General features: G+C 44.2%; 17 protein-coding genes. 12 read left to right on the plus strand and 5 right to left on the minus strand.

What is annotated here, in order from left to right; translation table 11 throughout:
* Positions 1–25: 25 nt before the first annotated feature.
* The 3 genes from prfB to L2729_RS06030 all read left to right on the plus strand — a co-directional run bounded on the left by prfB (position 26) and on the right by L2729_RS06030 (position 3,125).
* A protein-coding gene (prfB, locus tag L2729_RS06020; RefSeq protein ID WP_248987441.1) for a peptide chain release factor 2 occupies positions 26–1,124 on the plus strand; the annotation gives its coding sequence in 2 pieces (ribosomal slippage) (positions 26–100 and positions 102–1,124; 1,098 coding nt in all).
* A 12-nt stretch (positions 1,125–1,136) separates the two neighbouring features.
* The gene (lysS, locus tag L2729_RS06025; protein WP_248987442.1) at positions 1,137–2,639 is read left to right on the plus strand and encodes a lysine--tRNA ligase; all 1,503 of its coding nucleotides are present in this window, start codon (positions 1,137–1,139) and stop codon (positions 2,637–2,639) included.
* 318 nt (positions 2,640–2,957) lie between these two features.
* The gene (locus L2729_RS06030; protein ID WP_248987443.1) at positions 2,958–3,125 is read left to right on the plus strand and encodes a hypothetical protein; all 168 of its coding nucleotides are present in this window, start codon (positions 2,958–2,960) and stop codon (positions 3,123–3,125) included.
* Positions 3,126–3,210: 85 nt separating this feature from the next.
* Here L2729_RS06030 and L2729_RS06035 read toward each other — a convergent pair whose 3' ends face one another.
* Entirely contained in the window at positions 3,211–4,287 is a 1,077-nt protein-coding gene (locus L2729_RS06035) for a hypothetical protein (protein ID WP_248987444.1), read from the minus strand.
* Positions 4,288–4,815: 528 nt separating this feature from the next.
* Here L2729_RS06035 and L2729_RS06040 point away from each other — a divergent pair.
* A complete protein-coding gene (locus tag L2729_RS06040) occupies positions 4,816–7,380 on the plus strand; it encodes a putative bifunctional diguanylate cyclase/phosphodiesterase (RefSeq protein WP_248987445.1) in 2,565 nt (854 codons plus the stop codon).
* A 61-nt stretch (positions 7,381–7,441) separates the two neighbouring features.
* Here the strand turns inward: L2729_RS06040 and L2729_RS06045 are convergent, their stop codons facing one another.
* Positions 7,442–8,071, minus strand: coding sequence for a pseudouridine synthase (locus L2729_RS06045; RefSeq protein WP_248987446.1), 630 nt, complete (start codon positions 8,069–8,071; stop codon positions 7,442–7,444).
* A 308-nt stretch (positions 8,072–8,379) separates the two neighbouring features.
* On the opposite strand from L2729_RS06045, the gene nagB reads away from it, so the two are divergent.
* The 3 genes from nagB to L2729_RS06060 all read left to right on the plus strand — a co-directional run bounded on the left by nagB (position 8,380) and on the right by L2729_RS06060 (position 10,884).
* Positions 8,380–9,171 carry a glucosamine-6-phosphate deaminase gene (nagB, locus tag L2729_RS06050; protein WP_248987447.1) on the plus strand — a complete coding sequence of 264 codons (792 nt, stop codon included), beginning with the start codon at positions 8,380–8,382 and terminating at the stop codon, positions 9,169–9,171.
* Positions 9,172–9,487: 316 nt separating this feature from the next.
* Positions 9,488–10,027, plus strand: a complete 540-nt coding sequence (locus L2729_RS06055) for an SRPBCC family protein (protein ID WP_248987448.1) — start codon at positions 9,488–9,490, stop codon at positions 10,025–10,027.
* A gap of 185 nt (positions 10,028–10,212) precedes the next feature.
* Positions 10,213–10,884, plus strand: a complete 672-nt coding sequence (locus L2729_RS06060) for a nitroreductase family protein (RefSeq protein WP_248987449.1) — start codon at positions 10,213–10,215, stop codon at positions 10,882–10,884.
* A gap of 130 nt (positions 10,885–11,014) precedes the next feature.
* On the opposite strand, the gene hmpA is transcribed toward L2729_RS06060, so the two are convergent.
* From hmpA to L2729_RS06075, 3 genes are all read right to left on the minus strand, one after another.
* Positions 11,015–12,217, minus strand: a complete 1,203-nt coding sequence (gene hmpA / locus L2729_RS06065; protein ID WP_248987450.1) for an NO-inducible flavohemoprotein — start codon at positions 12,215–12,217, stop codon at positions 11,015–11,017.
* 104 nt (positions 12,218–12,321) lie between these two features.
* Complete coding sequence (locus L2729_RS06070) at positions 12,322–13,578, minus strand: NnrS family protein (protein ID WP_248987451.1); 1,257 nt, start codon at positions 13,576–13,578, stop codon at positions 12,322–12,324.
* Positions 13,579–13,652: 74 nt separating this feature from the next.
* Complete coding sequence (locus tag L2729_RS06075) at positions 13,653–14,018, minus strand: hypothetical protein (protein ID WP_248987452.1); 366 nt, start codon at positions 14,016–14,018, stop codon at positions 13,653–13,655.
* 277 nt (positions 14,019–14,295) lie between these two features.
* Here L2729_RS06075 and norR point away from each other — a divergent pair, with 277 nt between their 5' ends.
* The 5 genes from norR to L2729_RS06100 all read left to right on the plus strand — a co-directional run bounded on the left by norR (position 14,296) and on the right by L2729_RS06100 (position 21,497).
* The gene (gene norR / locus L2729_RS06080) at positions 14,296–15,876 is read left to right on the plus strand and encodes a nitric oxide reductase transcriptional regulator NorR (protein ID WP_248987453.1); all 1,581 of its coding nucleotides are present in this window, start codon (positions 14,296–14,298) and stop codon (positions 15,874–15,876) included.
* A gap of 23 nt (positions 15,877–15,899) precedes the next feature.
* Positions 15,900–16,217 (plus strand): cupin domain-containing protein, encoded by a 318-nt coding sequence (locus L2729_RS06085; protein WP_248987454.1) that lies wholly within the window; start codon positions 15,900–15,902, stop codon positions 16,215–16,217.
* Between the two features lie 45 nt (positions 16,218–16,262).
* Positions 16,263–16,469, plus strand: a complete 207-nt coding sequence (locus L2729_RS06090; protein WP_248987455.1) for a zinc ribbon domain-containing protein — start codon at positions 16,263–16,265, stop codon at positions 16,467–16,469.
* A gap of 273 nt (positions 16,470–16,742) precedes the next feature.
* Positions 16,743–18,680, plus strand: a complete 1,938-nt coding sequence (locus tag L2729_RS06095) for a peptidase U32 family protein (protein ID WP_248987456.1) — start codon at positions 16,743–16,745, stop codon at positions 18,678–18,680.
* Positions 18,681–20,477: 1,797 nt separating this feature from the next.
* On the plus strand, positions 20,478–21,497 hold the full coding sequence (locus tag L2729_RS06100; RefSeq protein WP_248987457.1) for an IS110 family RNA-guided transposase: 1,020 nt from the start codon (positions 20,478–20,480) through the stop codon (positions 21,495–21,497).
* Positions 21,498–22,291: the final 794 nt, after the last annotated feature.

Here is a 22,291-nt window from a genome sequence, read left to right on the forward strand (position 1 = left end):
AATTAATTAAAAAGTTGATTAAATCATGTTTGAAGTAAATCCAGTTAAATTCAAAATCAAGGAGCTCGCTGACCGTACCGACCTTCTTCGGGGGTATCTTTGACTACGATGCCAAGAGTGAGCGTCTAGAAGAAGTTAACCGAGAACTTGAGAACGCCGAAGTTTGGAATGATCCTGATAATGCTCAGGCGCTAGGTAAAGAACGTGCAGCACTTGAAGCGATCGTTAAAACTATCGACGACATGGATAGCGGTCTAGAAGATATTCAAGGATTGCTAGAACTTGCCATTGAAGAGGACGATGAAGACACCTTCAATGATGCAAGCACAGAATTAGATGATCTTGAGAAACGGTTAGAGGAACTCGAATTCCGCCGCATGTTCTCAGGTCCACATGATATATCAAATAGTTACTTAGATATTCAGTCAGGTTCCGGCGGAACAGAAGCGCAAGATTGGGCCAATATGGTACTGCGTATGTTCTTGCGTTGGGGCGATGCTCACGACTATAAGCCTGAGCTGATTGAAGTCACCGATGGTGATGTCGCCGGTATTAAAGGCGCCACTATTAAGTTTACCGGTGAGTATGCTTTTGGTTCACTGCGTACCGAGACTGGCGTACACCGTTTAGTGCGTAAGTCACCATTTGATTCATCAGGTAAACGTCACACCTCTTTCTGTTCGGTATTTGTTTACCCAGAATTAGACGATTCGATTGAGATTGATATTAATCCTTCGGATCTCAGAATTGACACCTACCGCGCCTCAGGTGCGGGTGGCCAGCACGTGAACAAGACCGAATCTGCGATTCGTATTACGCATGTGCCAACCAATACGGTGGTGCAGTGTCAGAATGACCGTTCGCAGCATAAGAACCGTGACGCTGCGATGAAACAGTTAAAAGCGAAATTGTATGAGCTAGAAATGCTTAGACAAAACGCCGATAAGCAAGCCGCCGAAGATGCCAAATCAGATATTGGTTGGGGCAGTCAGATCCGTTCATACGTGCTCGATGATGCACGTATTAAAGATCTACGTACCGGCGTTGAAAACCGAAATACCCAGAGCGTTTTAGATGGCGATCTGGACAAGTTTATTGAAGCTAGCCTTAAATCTGGCCTTTAACGAGAGAAGAAGATGACTGAACAAACCCAAGACGAGAACAAGTTAATTGCGGAACGCCGTGCCAAGTTAGATCACATTCGCGCGAACTGCCCAGCAAACGGTCACCCGAACAACTTCGATCGAAAACACAAGGCTGCCGATATTCAAACTGAATACGGTCACTTCACTAAAGAAGAGCTTGAAGGCATGGACATCCAGCGTTCAATCGCCGGCCGTGTTATGGCTAAGCGTGGCCCGTTCTTGGTGATCCAAGACGTGTCTGGCCGCATCCAAGCCTATGCAGGTAAAGATGTTCAAAAAGATCTTAAAGCGACTTTCCAAGGTTTAGACATTGGTGACATTATCGGTGTGACCGGTAAGCTACACCTGTCAGGTAAAGGCGATCTTTACGTGAACATGGAACAGTACCAGTTGCTGACTAAAGCACTGCGTCCATTGCCTGAAAAGTTTCACGGATTGTCAGATCAAGAAACACGTTACCGCCAACGCTACGTTGACTTAATCGTTAATGAAGAGTCGCGTAATGCTTTCATTATGCGTTCTAAAGTGGTTGCATCTATCCGTAACTTTATGATTAAAAAAGAGTTCATGGAAGTCGAAACACCAATGATGCACAGCATTCCTGGTGGCGCTACCGCACGTCCATTTGAGACGCACCATAATGCACTTGATATGGCGATGTACCTGCGTATCGCACCTGAGCTATATCTTAAGCGCTTAGTGGTTGGTGGTTTTGAACGTGTGTTTGAAGTTAACCGTAACTTCCGTAACGAAGGTTTGTCTCCGCGCCATAACCCAGAATTCACTATGATGGAATTCTATATGGCCTACGCAGATTTTAACGATCTGATGGATCTTACCGAAGAGATGCTAAGTTCAATTGCGACTGAACTTTGTGGTTCAACGCAGCTTCCATATGGCGAGCACACTGTTGACTTTGGTGGCCCTTACGCGCGTTTAAGCATGTTAGATGCGATTAAGAAGTACAACCCAGACAACGAAACGATTCAGTCTATGACTTACGATGAAGTTAAAGACGTTGAGTTTATGCGTAACCTGGCTAAGAGCCTTGGTATGACAATCGAGAAGTTCTGGACTTGTGGTCAGCTGCTTGAAGAAATATTTGGTGAAACGGCTGAAACACAGCTAATGCAGCCTACGTTCATTACTGGCTACCCAGCAGATATCTCTCCACTGGCACGTCGTAACGATGATAACCATTTTATCACTGACCGTTTCGAGTTCTTTATCGGCGGCCGTGAAGTGGCTAATGGTTTCTCTGAGCTTAACGATGCAGAAGATCAAGATAGCCGCTTTAAGGCGCAAGTTGACGCGAAAGATGCGGGTGATGATGAAGCGATGTTCTACGACGCTGATTATATCCGCGCACTAGAGCACGGTTTACCGCCAACTGCAGGTCAAGGTATTGGTATCGATCGTTTGGTTATGCTGTTTACCAACACGCATACCATTCGTGACGTGATCCTATTCCCAGCGATGCGCCCAGAAGCATAAATGCTAGCGGAAACCTTTTTGCTTGATTGAGCAAAATAAAAAACCAGCCTAATGGCTGGTTTTTTTATGTCTGATTGATAATGAGTTCTACGTTGAGAGACTCATTTGACTGTGATTATTGACTCTGCAGTGCTTGTTTATGTCAGTGAATAATATTGAGTGACGACAATATCAATCACTTGACCTAAAGCTAAATTAGCCTTTTAGACTATTGTTTTGCGGATGTGTAGTGGTTTATTCTTATTTTGTACCGTGTTATTCGACGCGATGAAATTGACTAGGCTAGATGTTTGCAGTTGGTCTTAATTAAGGATGATTATGAAAACTAAAATACTCGCATTACTGACAACATTATCTCTAGGTCTGGGACTTGTTGCAGCGGTGAATGCCAATCCAATGCAAGATGAGCAACGCTACTGTGCAGCGAACCCAGTCGATTGTTACTGCGAGTATCGCGGTGGCGCTAAGGTCTGCTTTATTAAGTAATTTATAGCGTTATTCAACCAATAAAAAACCAGCCACTAGGCTGGTTTTTATTTAAAGGCTTTATTTAAAGTCTTCGCCACTGATGTTAAAGCTTAGCGCCTTCAGTTGTGTCTGCTGTTTGAGTCTTGATTGCAGGCGTAAAGAATGGCGGTTTGCTGGTGAGGCTTTTGGCTGTCTTTGCTGCATAACGGGTTATTTTTTTATGAATAGGCTTTTGGGCAAGCGTGTCTAATACTGCTTTATAGCGGCCATTTTTACTATTGCTGAGTACTTTGCACAGCCAAGCGAGTGAATCGGCAAAATGACCATCTTGGGTGCCTTGGTTATCCCAAATGTATTGCGCGATATGATCGAGCGAAGCCTGATCAGTTAACGGTAACTTGATAGCTTCTCTTGCAGCAGCGCGAATTTGAGTGACATCGTTGCTGACAAGGCGAGATAACAGGTCGCGATACTCTGCGGAAACAGCTGAAATATCGGCATCAGTCTGCTTAGATTTAAGGTCAACAATCCAATGTGTTTCTTCGTATCGAAGCTCCATTGAGCCAAAGTTAATATAGGATAAACGCAAGTTTTGAAACGTTTGGCGGCCAATAAAAGGGCGGCTGTAACTGCGAATGTACTGGCCTACGCCATCGGGTTGGCCAAGCAACGACAGCACCAGCTCTAGGCTATCGCCAGTTCTTACTCTTTCAAAACTATCAGCAGTGGCACGAATATGTTTGGGATTACTGGGGGCGACTTGTGCTATATATTCAGCGGCAACAAATTGCGGCACCTCAGTATTATTAAGGGCTTTTATGGCACCTTTAAAATAGCGTTTTATCTTGTTTGATTGGGCTAATTTGAGTTGCTGGCTGAGTAACTGTTGATATCGACCATTTTTACTTTCCCCGATAGCTTTGGCTAACCATGAGATAGTGTCGTCAAATTCTTTATCTTCTTTATCACCATCGTGATTCATAGACCAAATCGTATATGCCGCTAAGTCCCACAGTTGAATGTTATCGGGTAAATCATGGTGTAGTGATTTTGCCCCTAATTTCACGTTTTGTAAGTTCTGACTGGTGAGCAAGTTCGCGTAGACAGATTCTTTGCTGTCAAAGCCAGCATCAGCCATAAAAGAGCACAGAGTTAAAAAGATAACGAGGAGTTTTTTCATATTGTTGAAGATCCATTTTTCGGCATCTTAAGTTGATGATGCCCCAAAGCTGTCCATAGTGAGCGTATAATGACCGATTATTAGGCTGACTTCAATTGATCCATATTGATGTGGATGAAACCTACCGCTTGCCCAGCTTAGCGGTACTTTTATGTGGGACGTCATTGAGCTTGAGTCATAAATGGTTAAGCTTATTCGCTCTGTAGCTGCTTGAGCACTAGAAGCATCCTTGTTGGTTACTTAACCTCATAACAAGACAGAATTGAAGGCGGTGATGAAAAGCATATTCGTTATATTTAGATGAAATTATTAGCAAGGTGGCAACGGTAAATTATACTCTTATGACAAGTTAATAAGCTTTCGTTTGTTTGTGGTTTAGGCATCTTTAGGCGAAATTTCATATTAATGTTAAATAAGTAATTTTTGGACTATAAATGTTTGCTCTTACAGGATATTGTGGAAAGTTATACAGTGATGGCTATCGTTTTAGTCAGTTGGTTCGTTCGCATTAATTGGATGGAGTGTTGAATGATAGTAATAGAGATCTCAACGACTCAGCAAGCGCAGTGGCGTAAGTCCATTGACATGCTGTCACGCATTTCTTGTTGTGGCGTTGGCCTATTGAAGGTAAATCAAGATGACTGCCTAGAGCCCTTTACGGCGGTAGGTATTGATCGTGATAATTTAGAACATCTCTGTCAAATCTGTGCTGCATCAGATCTCAATAACGCGTCATCAACATCGTCTTTTTCAAACACTTCAACTAAAACCGCCCAACCCGCAGCCAATGATAACTTGTTTGAATCGGGTTTAAGCTGTTGCGTGGCAATCCATTGGCCTTCTCAAGCACTCTTCGGTTACCTATGTCTCACTACACAGGCAAAGCAAAGTACTCACTCGCTTAACAAAGCGGATTTAAGGCTACTACTAAAACAATGTGCTGATAGTTTTGAGCTTGACCTCGTGAGCATTTATCGCCATTACCGAAAAAGTATCCAGCAAGAAGATAATGCTGAAACAGCGGTAACAAAGGTTAGCTTGCAGCAGTTTATCGATACGATGAAAGAGCATGTATGGATGAAGAATCCCCAAGGACGCTATGTGATTGTTAACCATAGTGTCGAGGTCGCTTGGAATATGTCTCGTGTGCAGATCCTCAATCATACGGACGAAGAACTATTTAATCCTCACTTAGCAAAACAGTTTGTTGATGGCGATAAAGAATCGATTACCAAAGGTGTACAGATCACGGCTGGAGAGTGCCAAGGTCTGGATATTGGTGATGTTGAATCATGGTTAGAAACCACCAAAGTGCCGATAGTGGCTGATACTGGAGAACTGACTGGCATCATTGGTATCTCGCGTAATATCTCGTCGCATAAGGCGGCGCAAGATCAGCTAGAACTTGCCGCTCGCGTATTTGAAAACTCTGTGGAAGGGGTGTTGATCACCGATGTTGATGGCAATATTATCGATGCTCATGGTGCTTTTACTCATATTACCGGCTTTGATAAAAGTGAGCTAATCGGTCAAAATCCGAAGATGTTTAATTCTGGTCGTCACGATAAAGCATTTTTTAACAATCTATGGCAGTCACTGTTAAGCACGGGTAAGTGGCACGGTGAAATATGGAATCGCCGTAAAAATGGTGCGATTTTCCCACAATTATTGACGATCAGTGCCGTGTACGGTGATGAACATCAAATCCGTTACTTCGTTGCTGTGTTTGCTGACTTATCGACACAGAAAAAGAATGAAGCGGAGTTGGCCCATTTAGCCTTTCATGACCCACTAACCAAACTACCTAATCGTATGGCGGTGACCTCTCGGTTAGAGCAAGAGATTAGACTGGCCAATAGAAGTGAATATCAGTTAGGCGTGGTTTACATCGACGTCGATCTATTTAAGCAGATCAATGAAAGCTTTGGTCACCTTATGGGTGATGAGGTGTTGGTCGAATTAAGCCATCGTTTAAGCCTTGCTTTAGGCAGCCTAGCAACTGTTGCGCGGCTGGGGGGAGATGAGTTCGCGGTGATCCTCCCCAATATTGAAAGTAGCGATATGCTTTCACTAAGGATCAGTACGCTTCAACACGTTTTTGAACGGCCATTTTTACTGGGTGACAATGCACCGACTCGACTCACCGCCAGTATGGGGGTGGCTATCTACCCCCAAGATGGTCGTGACTCGAGTACGCTATTGGTTAATGCTGATGCGGCGATGCACAGGGCAAAACACGATGGCCGCAACAATTACGCCTTTTACACCGAATCTTTAACTTATGAGTCGGTCGCCCATCTTAAACTGCAAAGTGCGCTACATGATGCGCTGGCTCAAGACGCATTTTACTTGGTGTATCAACCGAAAGTAGATTGTCGCAGTCAGCAGCTAAGTGGCTTTGAAGCATTGTTGCGTTGGGACGATCCTGTGTTAGGCGGAATATCTCCTGCTATTTTTATCCCAGTAGCTGAAAAAATTGGTTTGATCCAAGAGATTGGCCGCTGGGTATTACAACAAGCTTGTGAGCAGGGTGTTAGATGGCTCGCCGAGGGCAAAGATTTTGTGCGCATTGCAGTCAACGTAGCAGGGCCACAATTGCAACGGCGTAATTTTGTCAACGAAGTTGCTGAAGTGCTTAAAGCCACAGGGTTACCGGCCAATAGATTAGAGCTTGAAGTGACCGAAAGCTGCATGATGTCTGATCCAGAATCAGTCGGCCGCGATCTGGTTAAGCTCGGAAACATGGGGATTATGTTATCTATTGACGATTTTGGTACCGGATACTCGTCCCTCAATTACCTTAAAAAACTGCCTATCAATAAACTGAAAATAGACCAAAGCTTTGTGAGAGATATCCCTGATGATGTCCACAACACCGCCATCGCCAAAGCGGTTATTGCCTTGGGGCATTCACTTAACTTAAAAGTGATTGCTGAAGGGGTTGAAACCGTAGAACAAGCACAGTTCTTAGCGGATAATGGTTGTGATGAAGCTCAAGGCTATTTATTCAGTAAGCCAAAAGCGGTAGCTGAGCTGGATCATTTTTTTGTAAAAGCCAGCGGTATTAACGACTCGCTTAATGATGAGTGTTAGCGGTTGATGATAAGCGATTAGCTGTAGTAGCCACTTATAAGTGACTAATTTAAGTGGCTAATTATAAATGATTAAGTACAGCGCTAAAATCCAGCAAGGGAACCACGTCACCAGCTTGCATTGTCGCTATGTCTATATCACCAATTCTCACTCTCACCAGCCTCAGTGTGGCGAAGCCTACCGCGGCAGTCATTTTTCTAATCTGGCGATTCTTACCTTCACATAATGTAATCGAGACCCAAGTTGTTGGGCCGTGTCTTGGATCGCGGATCTTACGGCCCCTTAAAGGCAATTGCGGTTCCTCTGCTAACTTAAACGCTTTACAGGGTAGCGTTTGATACTTCTCTCCATTTACCCCAATTTCGACACCATTTTGCAGTGCTAATATTGCGTTGGCAGATATATCGCCATCAAGCTGAACATAATACTCTTTTTCGACTTTTTTGCTGCGGATCAAGTGGCTCATCATACCGTCGGTGGTCAGTAATAGCAGGCCTTCTGAGTCATGATCAAGTCGGCCGATAGCCATGGTTTTTTCGGGAAAACTAAATAGCTCACCCAGTAGCTTTTTGCTTTTACGTGTTTCAGGTAAGAATTGGCTTAAAAAACCGTATGGCTTAAATATTTTAAAGTGCTGAGCGCTATCCGACTCTGGTGTTAACTCGATTTTTTCTAGCGTGCTTGAGGGCATTGATATCGCTCTTAGTTGGCTTTATTGGGTCAATCTTAATTAACCTAATTATACGTAAACTCTTATAGGTGCGCACCTTAATATCGATTGATGATCTGTTCTACAATGAGACAAGTTCATGTCCAATTATTGAGCACTGCTGATTTAGCTATGGAAGCTACAATAGCGGATGACAGCGTTGTCATTTGAGGTTATAGTAATGTTACATATTTAGCTGGCCTAACCCATAATGAGCGTATGCATGCTCGATATCGGGAAGTGCAGATCGACAGGCACTGTTAACCTCTTACTTTGATTGGATCAATTTTATGCAAATCGTAATATTAAAAGACAGTGCAGCCGTAGCGGCATATGGCGCAAATATTTTTATTAAGCAGCTGCACAAAAAATCGGACTCAGTGTTGGGGTTAGCCACAGGTTCTACGCCAGTATCCTTGTATCAGCAGTTAATCGAGGCCACTAAAGTGGGGCAAATATCATTCGCTCATACCACCACCTTTAACCTTGATGAATACTTAGGTCTCGCGGGTACGCACCCTCAAAGCTATCGCTACTTTATGAAGCAGCAACTATTTGATCATATTGATATTGACCAAGCTAACACCCATGTTCCTCCTGGTGATGCGGCAAATCCTATTACCGCGTGTCATGGCTATGAAGCACAGATAAGCGCAGCGGGTGGGGTGGATATTCAGCTATTGGGGATAGGGCGTAACGGTCATATTGGGTTTAATGAGCCATCGTCAGGTTTGATGTCGAGAACCCGTGTAAAGACGCTAACTAAAGCGACGATTGACGACAATGCTCGATTTTTTGAAACGGATGAATACCAGCCACACCTATCGATAACCATGGGGATCGGTACGATTATGGATGCCAAGAAAGTGGTGTTGTTGGCAACAGGGGCAAACAAAGCCGAAGCCATTAAAGCGACAGTTGAAGGGCCATTAACCGCGGCGTGCCCCGCATCGGCACTGCAGATGCACCAAGACGTGGTGTTGGTGATAGATGAAGCGGCCGCCTCAAGTTTGTCTGATTGCGACTTTTACAAGCATATTGAAACTGAAAATCAAAAGCTGATGGCAAGATTAGGCCTGTAGTTGTCAAATGGTTGTCAAATAGCTAGCAAAGACATCGATAACAAGGACAAGCATTGCTTGTCCTTTTTTATGGCTCGCGCCAAAAGACCAAAGACTAATAATCGCTAGATAACCCCGCTAATCCCTCTCTTTACCTAGCCAAACTTTGCTTGAGCTTCAAGCATCAATTTATAGCACTCTTTGCCTGCTTAATTCAAAGCCGTTACCACGGATGATATAAAAACAATGGCCTATAACTTTTGTTATGTTAAATATTTGTATACTCTAAATCTAATGCAATAGCCTTGGGTCATTAACTAAAATAAGAGTAACCATTATGCTGAAGAAGATCCTAATAGCGATTTTAGTGCTTATAGCCCTACCGTTTATCATCGCCCTATTTGTGCAAAAAGAGTATTCAGTGCTGACGACGGTGACGATTGATAAACCAGTGGCAGAAGTATTTAATTACGTGAAGCATCTAAAAAACCAAGACAACTTCAGTGTATGGGCGCAGATGGACCCCAACATGAACAAGACTTATCGCGGCACCGATGGCACCGTTGGTTTTGTGTCTCGATGGGAAAGTGATAACGAGGATGTTGGTGTCGGTGAGCAAGAGATTATGCGTATTGATGCGGGAAAACGTGTTGATTTTGAACTTCGATTTTACGCGCCCTTTGAATCAATTGACCCCGCATTTATGACTACAGAGGCGCTGGATCAGAACCAAACATTAGTGCAATGGGGTTTTGATGGGCATTTAGATTACCCAATGAATTTAATGTTCCTATTTTTAGATTTCGAAACCATGATAGCAAATGACTTAAATCAAGGTTTAACACAATTAAAGCAGGTACTAGAAGCTGCTGATTGAAGCCTATTTTTCTACTAATATTGCCGTCCTGCTCTAGCGCTATATCTATGCTACTCACGGCAGTGATATCAAATTGATCCATTAAACCTTATCTATTAATGTCAGTTGGTTATGCCTAGTCATTTTGGGTATAACAGTGGTTAACCGGCAAAATAACAACGAATGTTACCAAGGTAGGAAATCACATGACAGAAGCTCATCATCCATTAACGGATTTTATCGAATACCCAGAACAAGAGATGCTTGCTCGGGCAGATAAAAATTATGCAGAGGTGAAGCGACGTCATTCGATCCGTAAATTCTCTGAACGACCTGTAGCCAAAGCGATTATTGAAAAGTGTATTTTAGCTGCGGGCACTGCGCCTAATGGTGCAAACCACCAACCATGGCATTTTGTTGCGATAAACAGTCCTGAGATTAAGGCGCAAATACGTCATGAGGCCGAAGCATTAGAGCAGGCATTTTATGCGGGCAGAGCAGGGGAGGAGTGGTTAGATGCACTTAAACCGTTAGGCACCAATGCGGATAAACCTTACCTTGAACATGCACCTTGGTTAATCGCTATCTTCAGTAAAAAACGTACTGAAGAAGAGGGCGAGCAGAAGACCAATTACTACGTGCATGAATCCGTTGGGATCGCTACCGGACTTTTGATCCAAGCACTACATCATGCTGGCTTAGGCACTTTAACGCACACCCCAAAACCTATGTCATTTTTAAGTAAAGTGTGTGGCCGAGATAGTTCAAATGAACGACCTTATATGCTGATTGTTGCAGGCTATCCAAGCGAAGATGCCACAGTGCCGGAACACGCACTACAAAAGAAATCATTAGCAGAGATCTGCGATTTTATCTAGCAAGTAAGCGGTATTTTATGCCGAGGTGTGGAGGGGATTAGAGAGTCAGTAGATGAAAAAATGGACGCTTAATCGCGTCCATTTTTTTAATCGGAAGAGCGGCGCTTGCTTACAAGCCCACCGTTGCGCGCTATAGCGAAGCGTGAGGACCGAAGACCTCATAGTGAATACGATCACTTTTTACGCCGAGCTCAAGCAGTTGTTGCTTGGCAAATTGCATAAACGCAACGGGGCCACATAAGTAGTAATCGCCATTATCGATAGGCAATGAATCTCTAACCGTGGCAAAGTTCATAAAGCCCTGATGGATGTTGCTATTCGCCACAACCTCATTTGATTTAGCAATATCGCGGTACCAAGTGTGATGCTGTAGATCCAAACTTTTACCCAGTGCTTCCACTCGTTGGTTGAATGAATGTTGCTCTACACCTTCGCAGGCATGCAGATAAAACACCGGTTTTGCAAACGATTTAGAGGCCAACATCTCCAGCATAGATTGCATTGGAGTGACTCCGACACCAGCTGAGATAAGTACCACAGGAGCCTCTCGCTCTTCATAGTGGAAATCACCAGCGGGTGGGTAAATATCAACGCTATCGCCAACATGGATATGGTCATGCAGATAGTTAGAGACCACGCCAGGTACGCCTATTGCTTCACGCTTTACCGAAATACGGTACTGCTTGCCGTTTGGCTTATCTGATAATGAGTATTGACGCATCTCTTGGTACTCGTGGTTAATCGGTGCCACGCTAACGCCAAGATACTGACCTGATTCAAAATCGATAACCACTTTGCCATCTTCTGGAGCGAGCACAAAGCTGGTGACCAGTTCTGATTCAGACGTTTTTTCGATCACTTCAAATTTACGAGCGCCTTGCCAACCGCCTACTTCAGTAGCACTTCTGTGGTAAAGCGTTGCTTCTCTATCAATGAAGATGCCTGCTAACACGCCATAAGCAGCGCCCCAAGCCTCTTCTACATCCGGTGTAAAGGCATCTGGCGCCAGTTCACGCAATGTTTCAAGTAGGTGATGGCCGACAATGGGGTAGTGTTCAGGTTGAATATTAAAGCTGGTGTGCTTGTGGGCAATACGCTCTACCGCGCCGCTTAATGCGCCAAGGTTATCAATATTTTTTGCATAGGCTGCTACGGCATTAAAAAGTGCTGCGGGCTGTCCACCTGAGTGTTGATGGCTCATGTTGAAGATGTTTTTTAGCTCAGGATTATGGGCAAACATGCGCTTATAGAAGTGTTCGGTAATCGCTGTTCCAGCTGATTCTAATAATGGAACGGTACTTTTTACTATGCCGATATGTTTTTCAGATAACATCTAAATATCCTTAATAATTATTCTTTATAAGTCGCTATGTTGGTTTAGCAACATAGGTAGGGTGTCATTTTTAACAAGTGTTTTTATCGTGCGTTAAATCAATTTTATTGTTGTCTCGCGCTCAACAGTATCGAGCTGTAGTGCCATAGGAATAGGCTAAAAGCGACTATCCAACAAAGTGCGCTAATGTCCCATGCGAGAATGGGTTGCTGCACCAAAGGTAAGATAACTCGCGCTAGTGCACCGAGCAGTATGAGCATGAAAGCAATATTGATTGAAAAATGGGGTTTAAGAGCTCGGCCTGTATGGCCTAACGATACACGAGCGATCATGGCAAGGATCATTGCGCCAATGGTGCCAACAGTGATGAGGTGCAGTGCATCCGCAAAACGTAATAACTCGATATGATAGCTTAAGCCTAGTGCTATCAAACCCAGTGCTAATGCCAAGTAAGAGCCGTGTAACGACCAGAGTAGTGGCACTCTAAGCGTGGCGAGACTGTTCCAATTAAACAGACGAAGTAAGTGTAATACGCCCGCTAAAATGAGCAGTGGTGCCGGGGTGAAAGGCAGCTGAATAAAGTAACTCGTAAAAAATACCGTCACGCCTAACAAGGTGGCAATAGGGATTAATTTGTCGAGTAAAGGTGTCGTTTTAACGTTAGCGTTATCAGCACCTCGACCGGTAAAGAAAGGAATAACGCGACCGCCAATAATGCCGACTAGCAAACCGAACAGTAAAATAGCACTACGCGAAAGGTGTAACGCCAACTCGGTATGACCATTAATATCCGCCAGTAAAAATCCGATATTGAGCGCCATCATAGCGAAAAGTAACGGAATAAATTGGTAGTTGCGGTTGCTATTGGATTTGATAACCATGCTCGCGATATAGGCGATAGAGACTAGCCACCAAGTTGCTTGCAATGCGACCGCAAGCATTAGTAGGTTCGGGTCTGCTGACCATATCAATACTCTTACTGCCAGCCAAATCAATGTCAGCATAATTAATGGCAAGCCATTTATACTGCGGCGATTAGTCCAAGTCTGGGCTGCTGTCAGTAAAAAGGCTACGGCAATCGTCGCCCCAAAACCAAAGAGCATTTCATGAATATGCCATATCACCGGGCTAAGTCCCGCAGTGGCGAGCCCGAGAAATTGTCCGTGAAGAAACAATATCCAAACAGCGATACTGACCACTGACGACAGCGTAGCCGCTAGAAACCAAGGTCTAAAGGCCAGATCCCATAACGGCTGGCTGGCAAGTTTTGTCAATTTTGATACGGGTTCAATTGCTATCATTTCCACTTCTCCGCTTGAAGACAGCACCTGCTTGGTTTTAGGTTCATTAATCATTTGCATTAGTTTAATAGGTTTCCGTTTAAGCTTGGTTTATCTAATTGAAAGTCGCTGTGTTGGCACTTTAGTTTTGTGCATTACAACTGCATATGGCCCATACCATCGAGTCCAACACAGCGCATGACGTAGCCAATCTTTATCGCTGTAGCAAACAGAATTAAACCAATGTGGCTGGCCACTTGCGCCCAGAGTGAAAAGCTATCCGCATAGGAATAACCGACTAAAATGCACAATAGCAGGCCGATAACCGCGATGAACATGGTGCCATTCCCACCAGTTAGGGCATGGGAGTAAAACGTATTCGATGCCGTGCCTATTTGTTGTAAAGTGCGATTTTTAACTGCAGAACCGCTTGATACCAGCATTGGCTTATTGCTTTGAAGATGAGTTAATTCTTCAACTAAATCTTCATGGGTGTAGGGCATTGTTTGATTGGCTATCATGACATTGCTCCATAAGTAAGTGCTGCCGTTTCGACTTTTCGCTGCTTATCTAAAGCCATTTGTCGGATTAGAATCTATCTTAATTAAAGACATTGCGATAAGCGTGCCAATGTTGAAAGTAGTGATTATTACTCGCATTTAGGGTACTACTTCGTTACGTGTAGTCATATTGACTTCGTATCTTTGTAGTCATTAAGACTCTTTAGGGTTGTTTTGAGTGTTGGCGAGAGCCGTGATATGGTGGCGACAGTTACAATCTATTGGGTTTACTATTCTTGTGAGTGAAATATCCTCCGCCGCCTTAGTCCAACTAGCCTTAGATCTTACTAATAGCCTCACAACCAACGACAGGTACGAGCGTTTGCTCAATACTGTGCGTCATGCCGTCATTTGTGATGCCGTGGTGTTATTGCATGTGCAGGGGGATTATTTAAAACCGCTGGCACTGCAAGGGCTAACTAAAGAGACCTTGGGTCGTCGCTTTGAAGTGGTTGCTCATCCAAGATTTGAGCAAATTTGTGCATCGCAAACACCAGTGAGATTTGCTGCGGATAGTGAATTGGCTGATCCTTACGATGGTTTACTGCTGTCCCATGATGGCGACCTGCCGGTGCATGCTTGTATGGGGCTGCCACTGCTTGCTGACGATAAGCTCATCGGGGTGTTGACCCTCGACAGCATGGTTCCCAATGTCTTTGATGAGATCCCCAAACGAACATTAGACATCATTGCTGCAATGTCTGCTGCGACCCTGAATACGGCCATTTTACTGCAAAAACTCGAACAGCATTCTAAACATAATCAGCAAGTTGTTGCTGAATTAACCCATGAAGCGTTAGTTAAAGATGGCGGTGAACTGATTGGTAATAGCGAGATCATGCTTAAACTCAAGCGTGAAATAGAGATGGTTGCAGGGTCTAATTTCTCAATCTTGATTGAGGGAGAGACCGGTGTAGGTAAGGAGCTGGTGGCGAGAACGCTGCACAGGCAATCGAGCCGCAGTGAGGGCCCTTTGGTCTACGTTAACTGTGCTGCATTGCCAGAAAGCCTTATCGAAAGCGAACTATTTGGCCATGTTAAAGGCGCATTTACGGGAGCGGACCGCAACCGAATCGGTAAATTTAGTCTCGCCAGCGGCGGCACTATATTCCTCGATGAGATTGGCGAGTTACCACTTGCAGTGCAAAGTAAGTTATTACGGGCTTTACAGAATCAAGAGATCCAAGTCGTTGGTAAAGATGACGTTGAGTATGTTGATGTGCGTATTCTGGCGGCGACTAACCGACAGCTCAAAGTGGAAGTTGAACAGGGGCGTTTTCGTGCCGACCTTTATCATCGCCTCAGTGTGTACCCCGTTATCGTGCCGCCGTTAAGGCAGCGTGAAGAAGATATTAGTTTGCTCAGTGGTTACTTTATTGAATTAACCCGGCGTAAATTGGGCATGAGCCAATTAACCCTAGAGCCCAGTGCGATAAAAATGCTCAACCAGTATGACTGGCCGGGTAATGTGCGCGAGCTAGAACATGTTATTAGCCGCGCCGCCCTAAGAGCGAGAAGTGACAGTGCTGCGGCGATTGTGCGCATTGGCATCACCCATCTTGCGCTAGTGTTACCTAATACCGCTCTTGGCGATGCGTCTAGCCCGGTGGAAGAGAAGCTGATAGCACAAGACACTGGTAACCTTAAGCAGCAAACCGATGATTTTCAACGGCAGTTGATTTTGCAGACGCTAACCCAGCAACAAGGCAATTGGTCGGCAACAGCCAATCAATTACAGATGGATCGTGCCAATCTAAATCGTCTTGCAAAGCGCTTGGGGGTCAGAGTGAGTAAGAGTATTGTTGTTAACCCACTTTAAAGGCATAAATGACTGGAGGCTAAATGGATAAACAGCATATTCTTGATAACCTGCCTAGTGATCTAACCCTAGAACAGTTTGAACCACTGGTGAAAACGGACAGCGTTTTAATTGAGCGCATTATCTCCGCCGCACATGTTACCGCGGAAGGTCAATGGTACGATCAAGCCAAAAGTGAGTGGGTGATGGTGGTGCAAGGGGCTGCCACACTAGAATTTGAACATGGTGAGATGGTCAGCTTAAATCAAGGTGAGCACCTAACCATCAAAGCGCATGTGAAACATCGGGTGGCTTGGACAAGTGAGGAAACCGAAACTATTTGGCTAGCGGTACATTATTAACAACTGTCAGCCAACATCAGATCATCATTATGGAGAAGAGCAGCTATGCAACATGATAAGTGGACCTGTATTAAGTGTCATCATAAAGAGTTCGATACTGGTGAGATCCGTGTGTCGGGTGGGTTTTGGTCGCGTATTTTCGATATGCAGAATAAAAGATACTACGCCGTTACATGCAGTAACTGCAGCTATACCGAATTTTATAAAGGTAAGTCTTCGGCGCTTGGAAACGCGTTCGATCTTTTCACGTAACTGACATAAGCCAAGCTAGCCAAGATAACAAACGCTTTATCAGGTGCTTATACCCAACTGAGTATTAAGTGATAAAGCGTGCTTACCATGCACGGCTTAACCTTGCTGGCTCAGCGCTGATAGGGTTCTCTAAAAGCGACCTTAAACTCTGCTACTTTTCGACCTGCTTAATCCTGCCTTTAGCGGGCGCTTTGGTATATTAGCTAACGTCAAATCTCAGGTTTTGCTATAATCTCCCCACAAATAATACTGTTTCTTTTTTGAGTGATTTTTATGAGCAATGTTGGCATCTTCAGACCCAATGACAAGCCCGATACCGCACCACTGCCGCCGCTAGAGAGTCACTCTAATCGCCTTGAGTTATTAGCGCCTGCAAAAAATGCTGATTTTGGTATTGAAGCTATCCGTCATGGTGCCGATGCGGTTTATATCGGTGGCCCTGCTTTTGGTGCTCGCGCTAGCGCAGGCAATAGCGTCGAAGATATCGCTAGATTGTGCAGCTTTGCTCATCAATATCACGCCCAAGTGTTTGTCGCGGTCAATACCATCTTGATGAATGAAGATGAACTCGATGCGGCGCACAAGCTCATCTGGCAGGTTTATGAAGCCGGAGCGGATGCACTCATTGTGCAAGATATGGGGATCCTTCAACTCGATTTACCGCCTATTGCGCTGCATGCCAGTACGCAGATGGATAATCGCAGTCCAGAAAAAGTCGCTTTTTTAGAGCAAGTCGGCTTCTCACAAGTGGTACTGGCTCGTGAACTTGGTTTAAGCCAAATTCGAGATGTCGCGGCTAAAACGAATATGCAAATTGAGTTCTTTATTCATGGCGCTTTATGCGTCGCTTATAGTGGCCTCTGTAACCTAAGTCACTCTTTCAGTAACCGCAGTGCCAATCGCGGAGAATGCTCACAATTATGTCGCCTTCCGGGTGATTTAAAGACCCGCCAAGGTGACGTATTGGCGAAAAATGAACACCTGCTTTCACTCAAAGACAACAACCAGACCGATAACCTCGAAGCACTTATTGATGCTGGCGTACGCTCATTTAAAATTGAAGGTCGCCTTAAAGATTTAAGCTACGTAAAAAATGTGACCGCGCATTATCGTCAAGAGTTAGACAAAATTATTGCTAGACGCCCGGAGTTTAACGCCTCATCACACGGCCGCTGCGAGCATAGCTTTACCCCCGATCCAGAAAAGACCTTTAACCGCGGTAAAACAGATTACTTTGTCCATGAGCGTAGCCAAGGAATGAATGACTTTCGTTCGCCTAAATATATTGGCGAAGAAGTGGCAAAAGTTAAGCGCATAGAGAAAGACTTTATCGAAGTGACCTCCGACACTAGCTTTAATAATGGTGACGGCTTATGTTTCTTCCCGAGTAACTTTGCCGAAGCTAAACAGTCCGATGATAAATTAAAAGGGATGCGGGTTAACCGTGTTGATGGTCTTAAACTGTTTTTGCTGCGGATGCCAAAAGAGCTCAAAGTCGGTATGACTATTTACCGTAATCACAACCAAGCATTTGAAGCGGTATTAGCCAAAGAGTCAGCCAAGCGTATTATTGAGGTCGATTTGCTATTAGCCGATACCATTGATGGCGTGTCACTGACCATGACCGATATTTATGGTCACAGTGCGGTGCAATCATTGGTATTCGACAAAACGCCCGCCACCGATGTTGAAAAAGCATTGCAGGGGTTACGTAAGCAACTCGGCAAGCTCGGCAGTACTGACTTTAAAATACGCGCGATGAATATTGAAACCGCGCAAGCGTGGTTTATCCCAACCTCCGTATTAAACGGCTTACGCCGCGATACTGTGGCGGCATTAGAGCTAGCACGTGTTAATGATTATCAACGCCCTAAAGCGTGGAAATACAATCAAGAAGCGGTTTACCCGGTTAAACACTTAAGCTATTTAGGCAATGTGGCCAACGACAAAGCCAAGGCGTTTTATCAACGTCATGGTGTGGTCGAAATTCAAGATACCTATGAGAAAAATGGTGTTACTGAAGATGTGCCATTAATGGTCACTAAGCACTGCCTCCGTTTTAACTTCAACTTATGCCCGAAAGAGGTTCCCGGCATTAAAGCCGACCCTATGATATTAGAGATAGGCAAAGATGTATTGAAGCTGGTATTCGATTGCCCTAAATGCGAAATGCTAGTGGTTGCCGAAAACAGACAGGTACGTTCTGAGTAATAGTGAGTTATTTTGACCCAAAATGGTTTGGGTCTTTTTTAGTTTTATTTAGCTGCGCCTGAGCTTTTATTAACAGCAAGGTCGTGGCGCTTCGCCCATTCTATTGTAAAGAGCAGAGCCAAGGGGGAAAGCGCTTGCGCCCGCTCTTGATTTCATAAGAGTCAATCCCTCAGCGCCCAGACGAAGTTGTCTCCCTCATACTTATTCGAAATAGCCTAACGCTTCCGATGGGACGACCTGTCCCGCGAAAGCTATGCCCACGTCTGATAGGCAGGATGCCTGAATGTCTTGGAGTGCATGGATGCACGGGAAAGACCGTGTGGGCATTACGGACTTTGGTTTATAAGGAGTCTTCAACGTACTTCGGCAACTCCGATGGGGAATGAGTGTTTTCTGTGAGTTTGTCTAGAGTTTGTGATTTGTGTTCTTAAAATTAAGAACTCAAATACCGAGAGTTTGCGCTTTTATAACCCAGTGTAGATACGGCTGAGGCCTTCGGTTTCAGGGCCAATTCTGTTCCCTACAGAATCTGGCATTCCCTCCGTCCATGGAGGTCAGATGATTTCGTTGAGCTTACATGGACCCTTTCTTTTATAAAGAGTTGCAGCGAGTCTCAGCAGTATCTGCACATACGCCGACCGCAGGTCATTGGAACCACTTTGGTCAGCAGCTAACGCATTTATGCCCCAATGCTTGCCAGTATGTAGTTACTCTAGATAAGCAATACCTATCAAGCTGCGCTTGACCAAGGTCGTGGCGCTTCGCCCACACCCGAGCAAGAAGGACTGCTCGTCCTATCCTCCTTGCATCCACCATGACGCCCCGACGAAGTTACATGCATTAGATACGGGCCTCATACTTATTCGAAATAACCTAACGCTTCCGATGGGACATCCTGTCCCGCGAAAGCTATGCCCACGTCTGATAGGCAGGATGCCTGAATGTCTTGGAGTGCATGGATGCACGGGAAAGACCGTGTGGGCATTACGGACTTTGGTTTATAAGGAGTCTTCAACGTACTTCGGCAACTTCGATGGGGAATGGGTATTTTCTGTTAGTTTGGTATGGAATTTAACTGTTGAATTCCTATTTTTAAACACAAATGCCGAGAGTTTGCGCTTTTATAATCCAGTGTAGATACGGCTGAGGCCTTCGGAAACATGGCCAATTCTGTTCCCTACAGAATTTGGCATTCCCTCCATCCTTGGAGGCTAGATGTTTTCGTTTAGCCCACAAGGACGTGCTTGCGGCGTGCCTCTGTAGCGTCTGCACATACGCTGACCGCTGGCAATTGGAACCACTTTGCCAGCAGCTAACCCATTAGTGCCCCAAATTTTGTTAGCGGCAACCTTTCCTCGAATTTAGTATTGTCCGCTTCGCAATACTTTTTCTCACCAACCGAAACACAAAATACTCTGTTAAGCGATAACTTTTAAGTTAGCCATTACCTGTGGTTTTATACAGTGTTATTAGATTTTCTACGAATATCCTTAAAATTATTCCTAATCAGTTCTCGGTTTGCTATTGAGTGAAAATAAAAAACAGAGTAAATTCAATTGACTAAATAGTATGCTTGCTCGGTTTGCAGGAGATACGAGGCAAGTTAGCTCGCCATTCTCGTTTTGCCAGCGGCTGCTTTGAGCGTGTTCGTTAAAAACGTCCACAAATTAATTACTTATTGATACACGCGCTGACTGGTCTAACCTGATTAAACGCGCAAGGCGTGTATACAAATAATGAGATGGACGCTCCTCCCTTTTACGTTGTCTAAATGATTTTACGTAAGTGGAGAAGATTATGAATAACATTTCAGTTGTTGGTGTCGATCTAGCTAAGAACGTTTTTCAGATCCATGCCGTAGATGTTAAAGGTAAAACTCTTGTTCGGAAAATGCTCCGTAGAGCAAAGTTCTTGAATTTTTTTATCAATATACCTCATTGTTTGATCGGACTAGAGGCGTGTTCAAGCTCCCACTATTGGGCAAGAGAGCTAGAAAAATTGGGGCATACGGTCAAGCTGATGGCTCCTCAGTATGTGAAGCCATATGTCAAAACAAACAAAAATGACGCGAATGATGCTGAAGCCGTTTGCGAAGCTGTAACCCGACCCAATATGCGCTTCGTAACAGTGAAGAATGAAGAGCAACAAGCTCTGCTATTAGTTCATAGAGAACGAGATGGCATAGTGAAAGAACGGACATCATTGATTAATCGTATCCGTGCCACATTAGCAGAATTTGGTATTGCTATCCCAGTAGGGCCAAGAAGGCTACATAGCTGGTTTGCTGATGATTTCTCAAGTGCTGAACCGTTGTTGCCTCAGCTAATGGTTCGTCATGTGCTGAGAATGAAGAAAAGGCTTAATCAATTAGAATCTGATTTAGACATACTGGAAAAAGAGATAGCTCAATCAAGTAAAGAGAATCCATTATGTCTGCGCTTGGAGGCTGTACCAGGTATAGGTCGACTCACGGCTTCAGCATTAGTTGCCAGCATTGGTACAGGCAAAGAGTTCAAATCAGGTAGACAGCTTTCAGCTTGGCTAGGGTTAGTACCCAAACAAAGCTCTAGCGGAGGTAAACCGCGATTATTAGGGATCAGTAAGCGCGGTGATGGCTATTTAAGGCGTTTATTTATTCATGGTACTAGAGCCGTAATACGGCACATGAACCCAAAACGGAAAATCACGGTGTGGCTGCGAGACTTAGAATGCAGAGCACACAAAAATGTTGTCATTGTCGCGCTAGCCAACAAATTGGCCAGGATAGCGTGGTCAATGCTGGCAAATGGAACTGATTATGATGAGTCATTCATCTAGTTAGTTGATAATTAATGAAGTAAAGACACTCAAAGGTTTGCGTAGGCATAAAGAGAATTGAAGACAAAATAGGTAAGACCGTAGTTCATTAAAACTGACCCTAACATCGTATGTAAGAATACGTCCAAATGATTAGTCATGAACTAGCGGAACTCATCAGGGATCAAGGCTTAAGCCTTAACTAGAATCCGAATAGATGGCTGCAATACCAACTTTGAATTCAATGAAAATTTTGCTTGCACAAAACGGAGCGTCCATAGATGTTAGATGTCGCTACCTTTTAGGGTATGTTTTAGTTTTTCGTATACGTTTTGGCTAAGGCTTTACCATGCTGTTTGTAGATATTATCTATAATAGAAAAGCTCAATTGTAGCCTTGATTGTGCCGTTACTTTGGTTAGTAATCTTGTCTTTCATCAATCGATGAATCGCGGATATTTGGTTGTCTAAATTAGGTTTCTTTTCTATTCGTCAGCTAGTTTTTGAGTTGATTAGTGAGATCAGAAAGGGTGACTTAAAGTGTTCGTAAACTGTTTAATTCTTAGTTTTGTGTGGCTTTCGTAGAGTGTTTCATGCGGAGTTCAAAGTTAATAATTAAGTGGCTTTAAATCGTGGTGGTTTGCTTTATTATTCCATTTCGTAATGTACTTGTATTTGAATGTTTTCAAACTGATCGCGAGCATCTAACGAATAAGGATAGGCCGCGCGTAGCCGCGTCCTTATCCCGATTGTTGAACAAGCCCGAGTGATACCTTTATAGTGTAAATATCAGCGTAAGATCTTACGCTTTTTTGG

This window comes from Shewanella gelidimarina, assembly GCF_023283945.1.
GTDB lineage: Bacteria > Pseudomonadota > Gammaproteobacteria > Enterobacterales > Shewanellaceae > Shewanella > Shewanella gelidimarina.

Coding starts and splice junctions, on each gene's coding strand:
- lysS (WP_248987442.1), top strand. CDS start 1,137: ATGACTGAACAAACCCAAGACGAGAACAAGTTAATTGCGGAACGCCGT.
- L2729_RS06030 (WP_248987443.1), top strand. CDS start 2,958: ATGAAAACTAAAATACTCGCATTACTGACAACATTATCTCTAGGTCTG.
- L2729_RS06035 (WP_248987444.1), bottom strand. CDS start 4,287: ATGAAAAAACTCCTCGTTATCTTTTTAACTCTGTGCTCTTTTATGGCT.
- L2729_RS06040 (WP_248987445.1), top strand. CDS start 4,816: ATGATAGTAATAGAGATCTCAACGACTCAGCAAGCGCAGTGGCGTAAG.
- L2729_RS06045 (WP_248987446.1), bottom strand. CDS start 8,071: ATGCCCTCAAGCACGCTAGAAAAAATCGAGTTAACACCAGAGTCGGAT.
- nagB (WP_248987447.1), top strand. CDS start 8,380: ATGCAAATCGTAATATTAAAAGACAGTGCAGCCGTAGCGGCATATGGC.
- L2729_RS06055 (WP_248987448.1), top strand. CDS start 9,488: ATGCTGAAGAAGATCCTAATAGCGATTTTAGTGCTTATAGCCCTACCG.
- L2729_RS06060 (WP_248987449.1), top strand. CDS start 10,213: ATGACAGAAGCTCATCATCCATTAACGGATTTTATCGAATACCCAGAA.
- hmpA (WP_248987450.1), bottom strand. CDS start 12,217: ATGTTATCTGAAAAACATATCGGCATAGTAAAAAGTACCGTTCCATTA.
- L2729_RS06070 (WP_248987451.1), bottom strand. CDS start 13,578: ATGCAAATGATTAATGAACCTAAAACCAAGCAGGTGCTGTCTTCAAGC.
- L2729_RS06075 (WP_248987452.1), bottom strand. CDS start 14,018: ATGATAGCCAATCAAACAATGCCCTACACCCATGAAGATTTAGTTGAA.
- L2729_RS06085 (WP_248987454.1), top strand. CDS start 15,900: ATGGATAAACAGCATATTCTTGATAACCTGCCTAGTGATCTAACCCTA.
- L2729_RS06090 (WP_248987455.1), top strand. CDS start 16,263: ATGCAACATGATAAGTGGACCTGTATTAAGTGTCATCATAAAGAGTTC.
- L2729_RS06095 (WP_248987456.1), top strand. CDS start 16,743: ATGAGCAATGTTGGCATCTTCAGACCCAATGACAAGCCCGATACCGCA.
- L2729_RS06100 (WP_248987457.1), top strand. CDS start 20,478: ATGAATAACATTTCAGTTGTTGGTGTCGATCTAGCTAAGAACGTTTTT.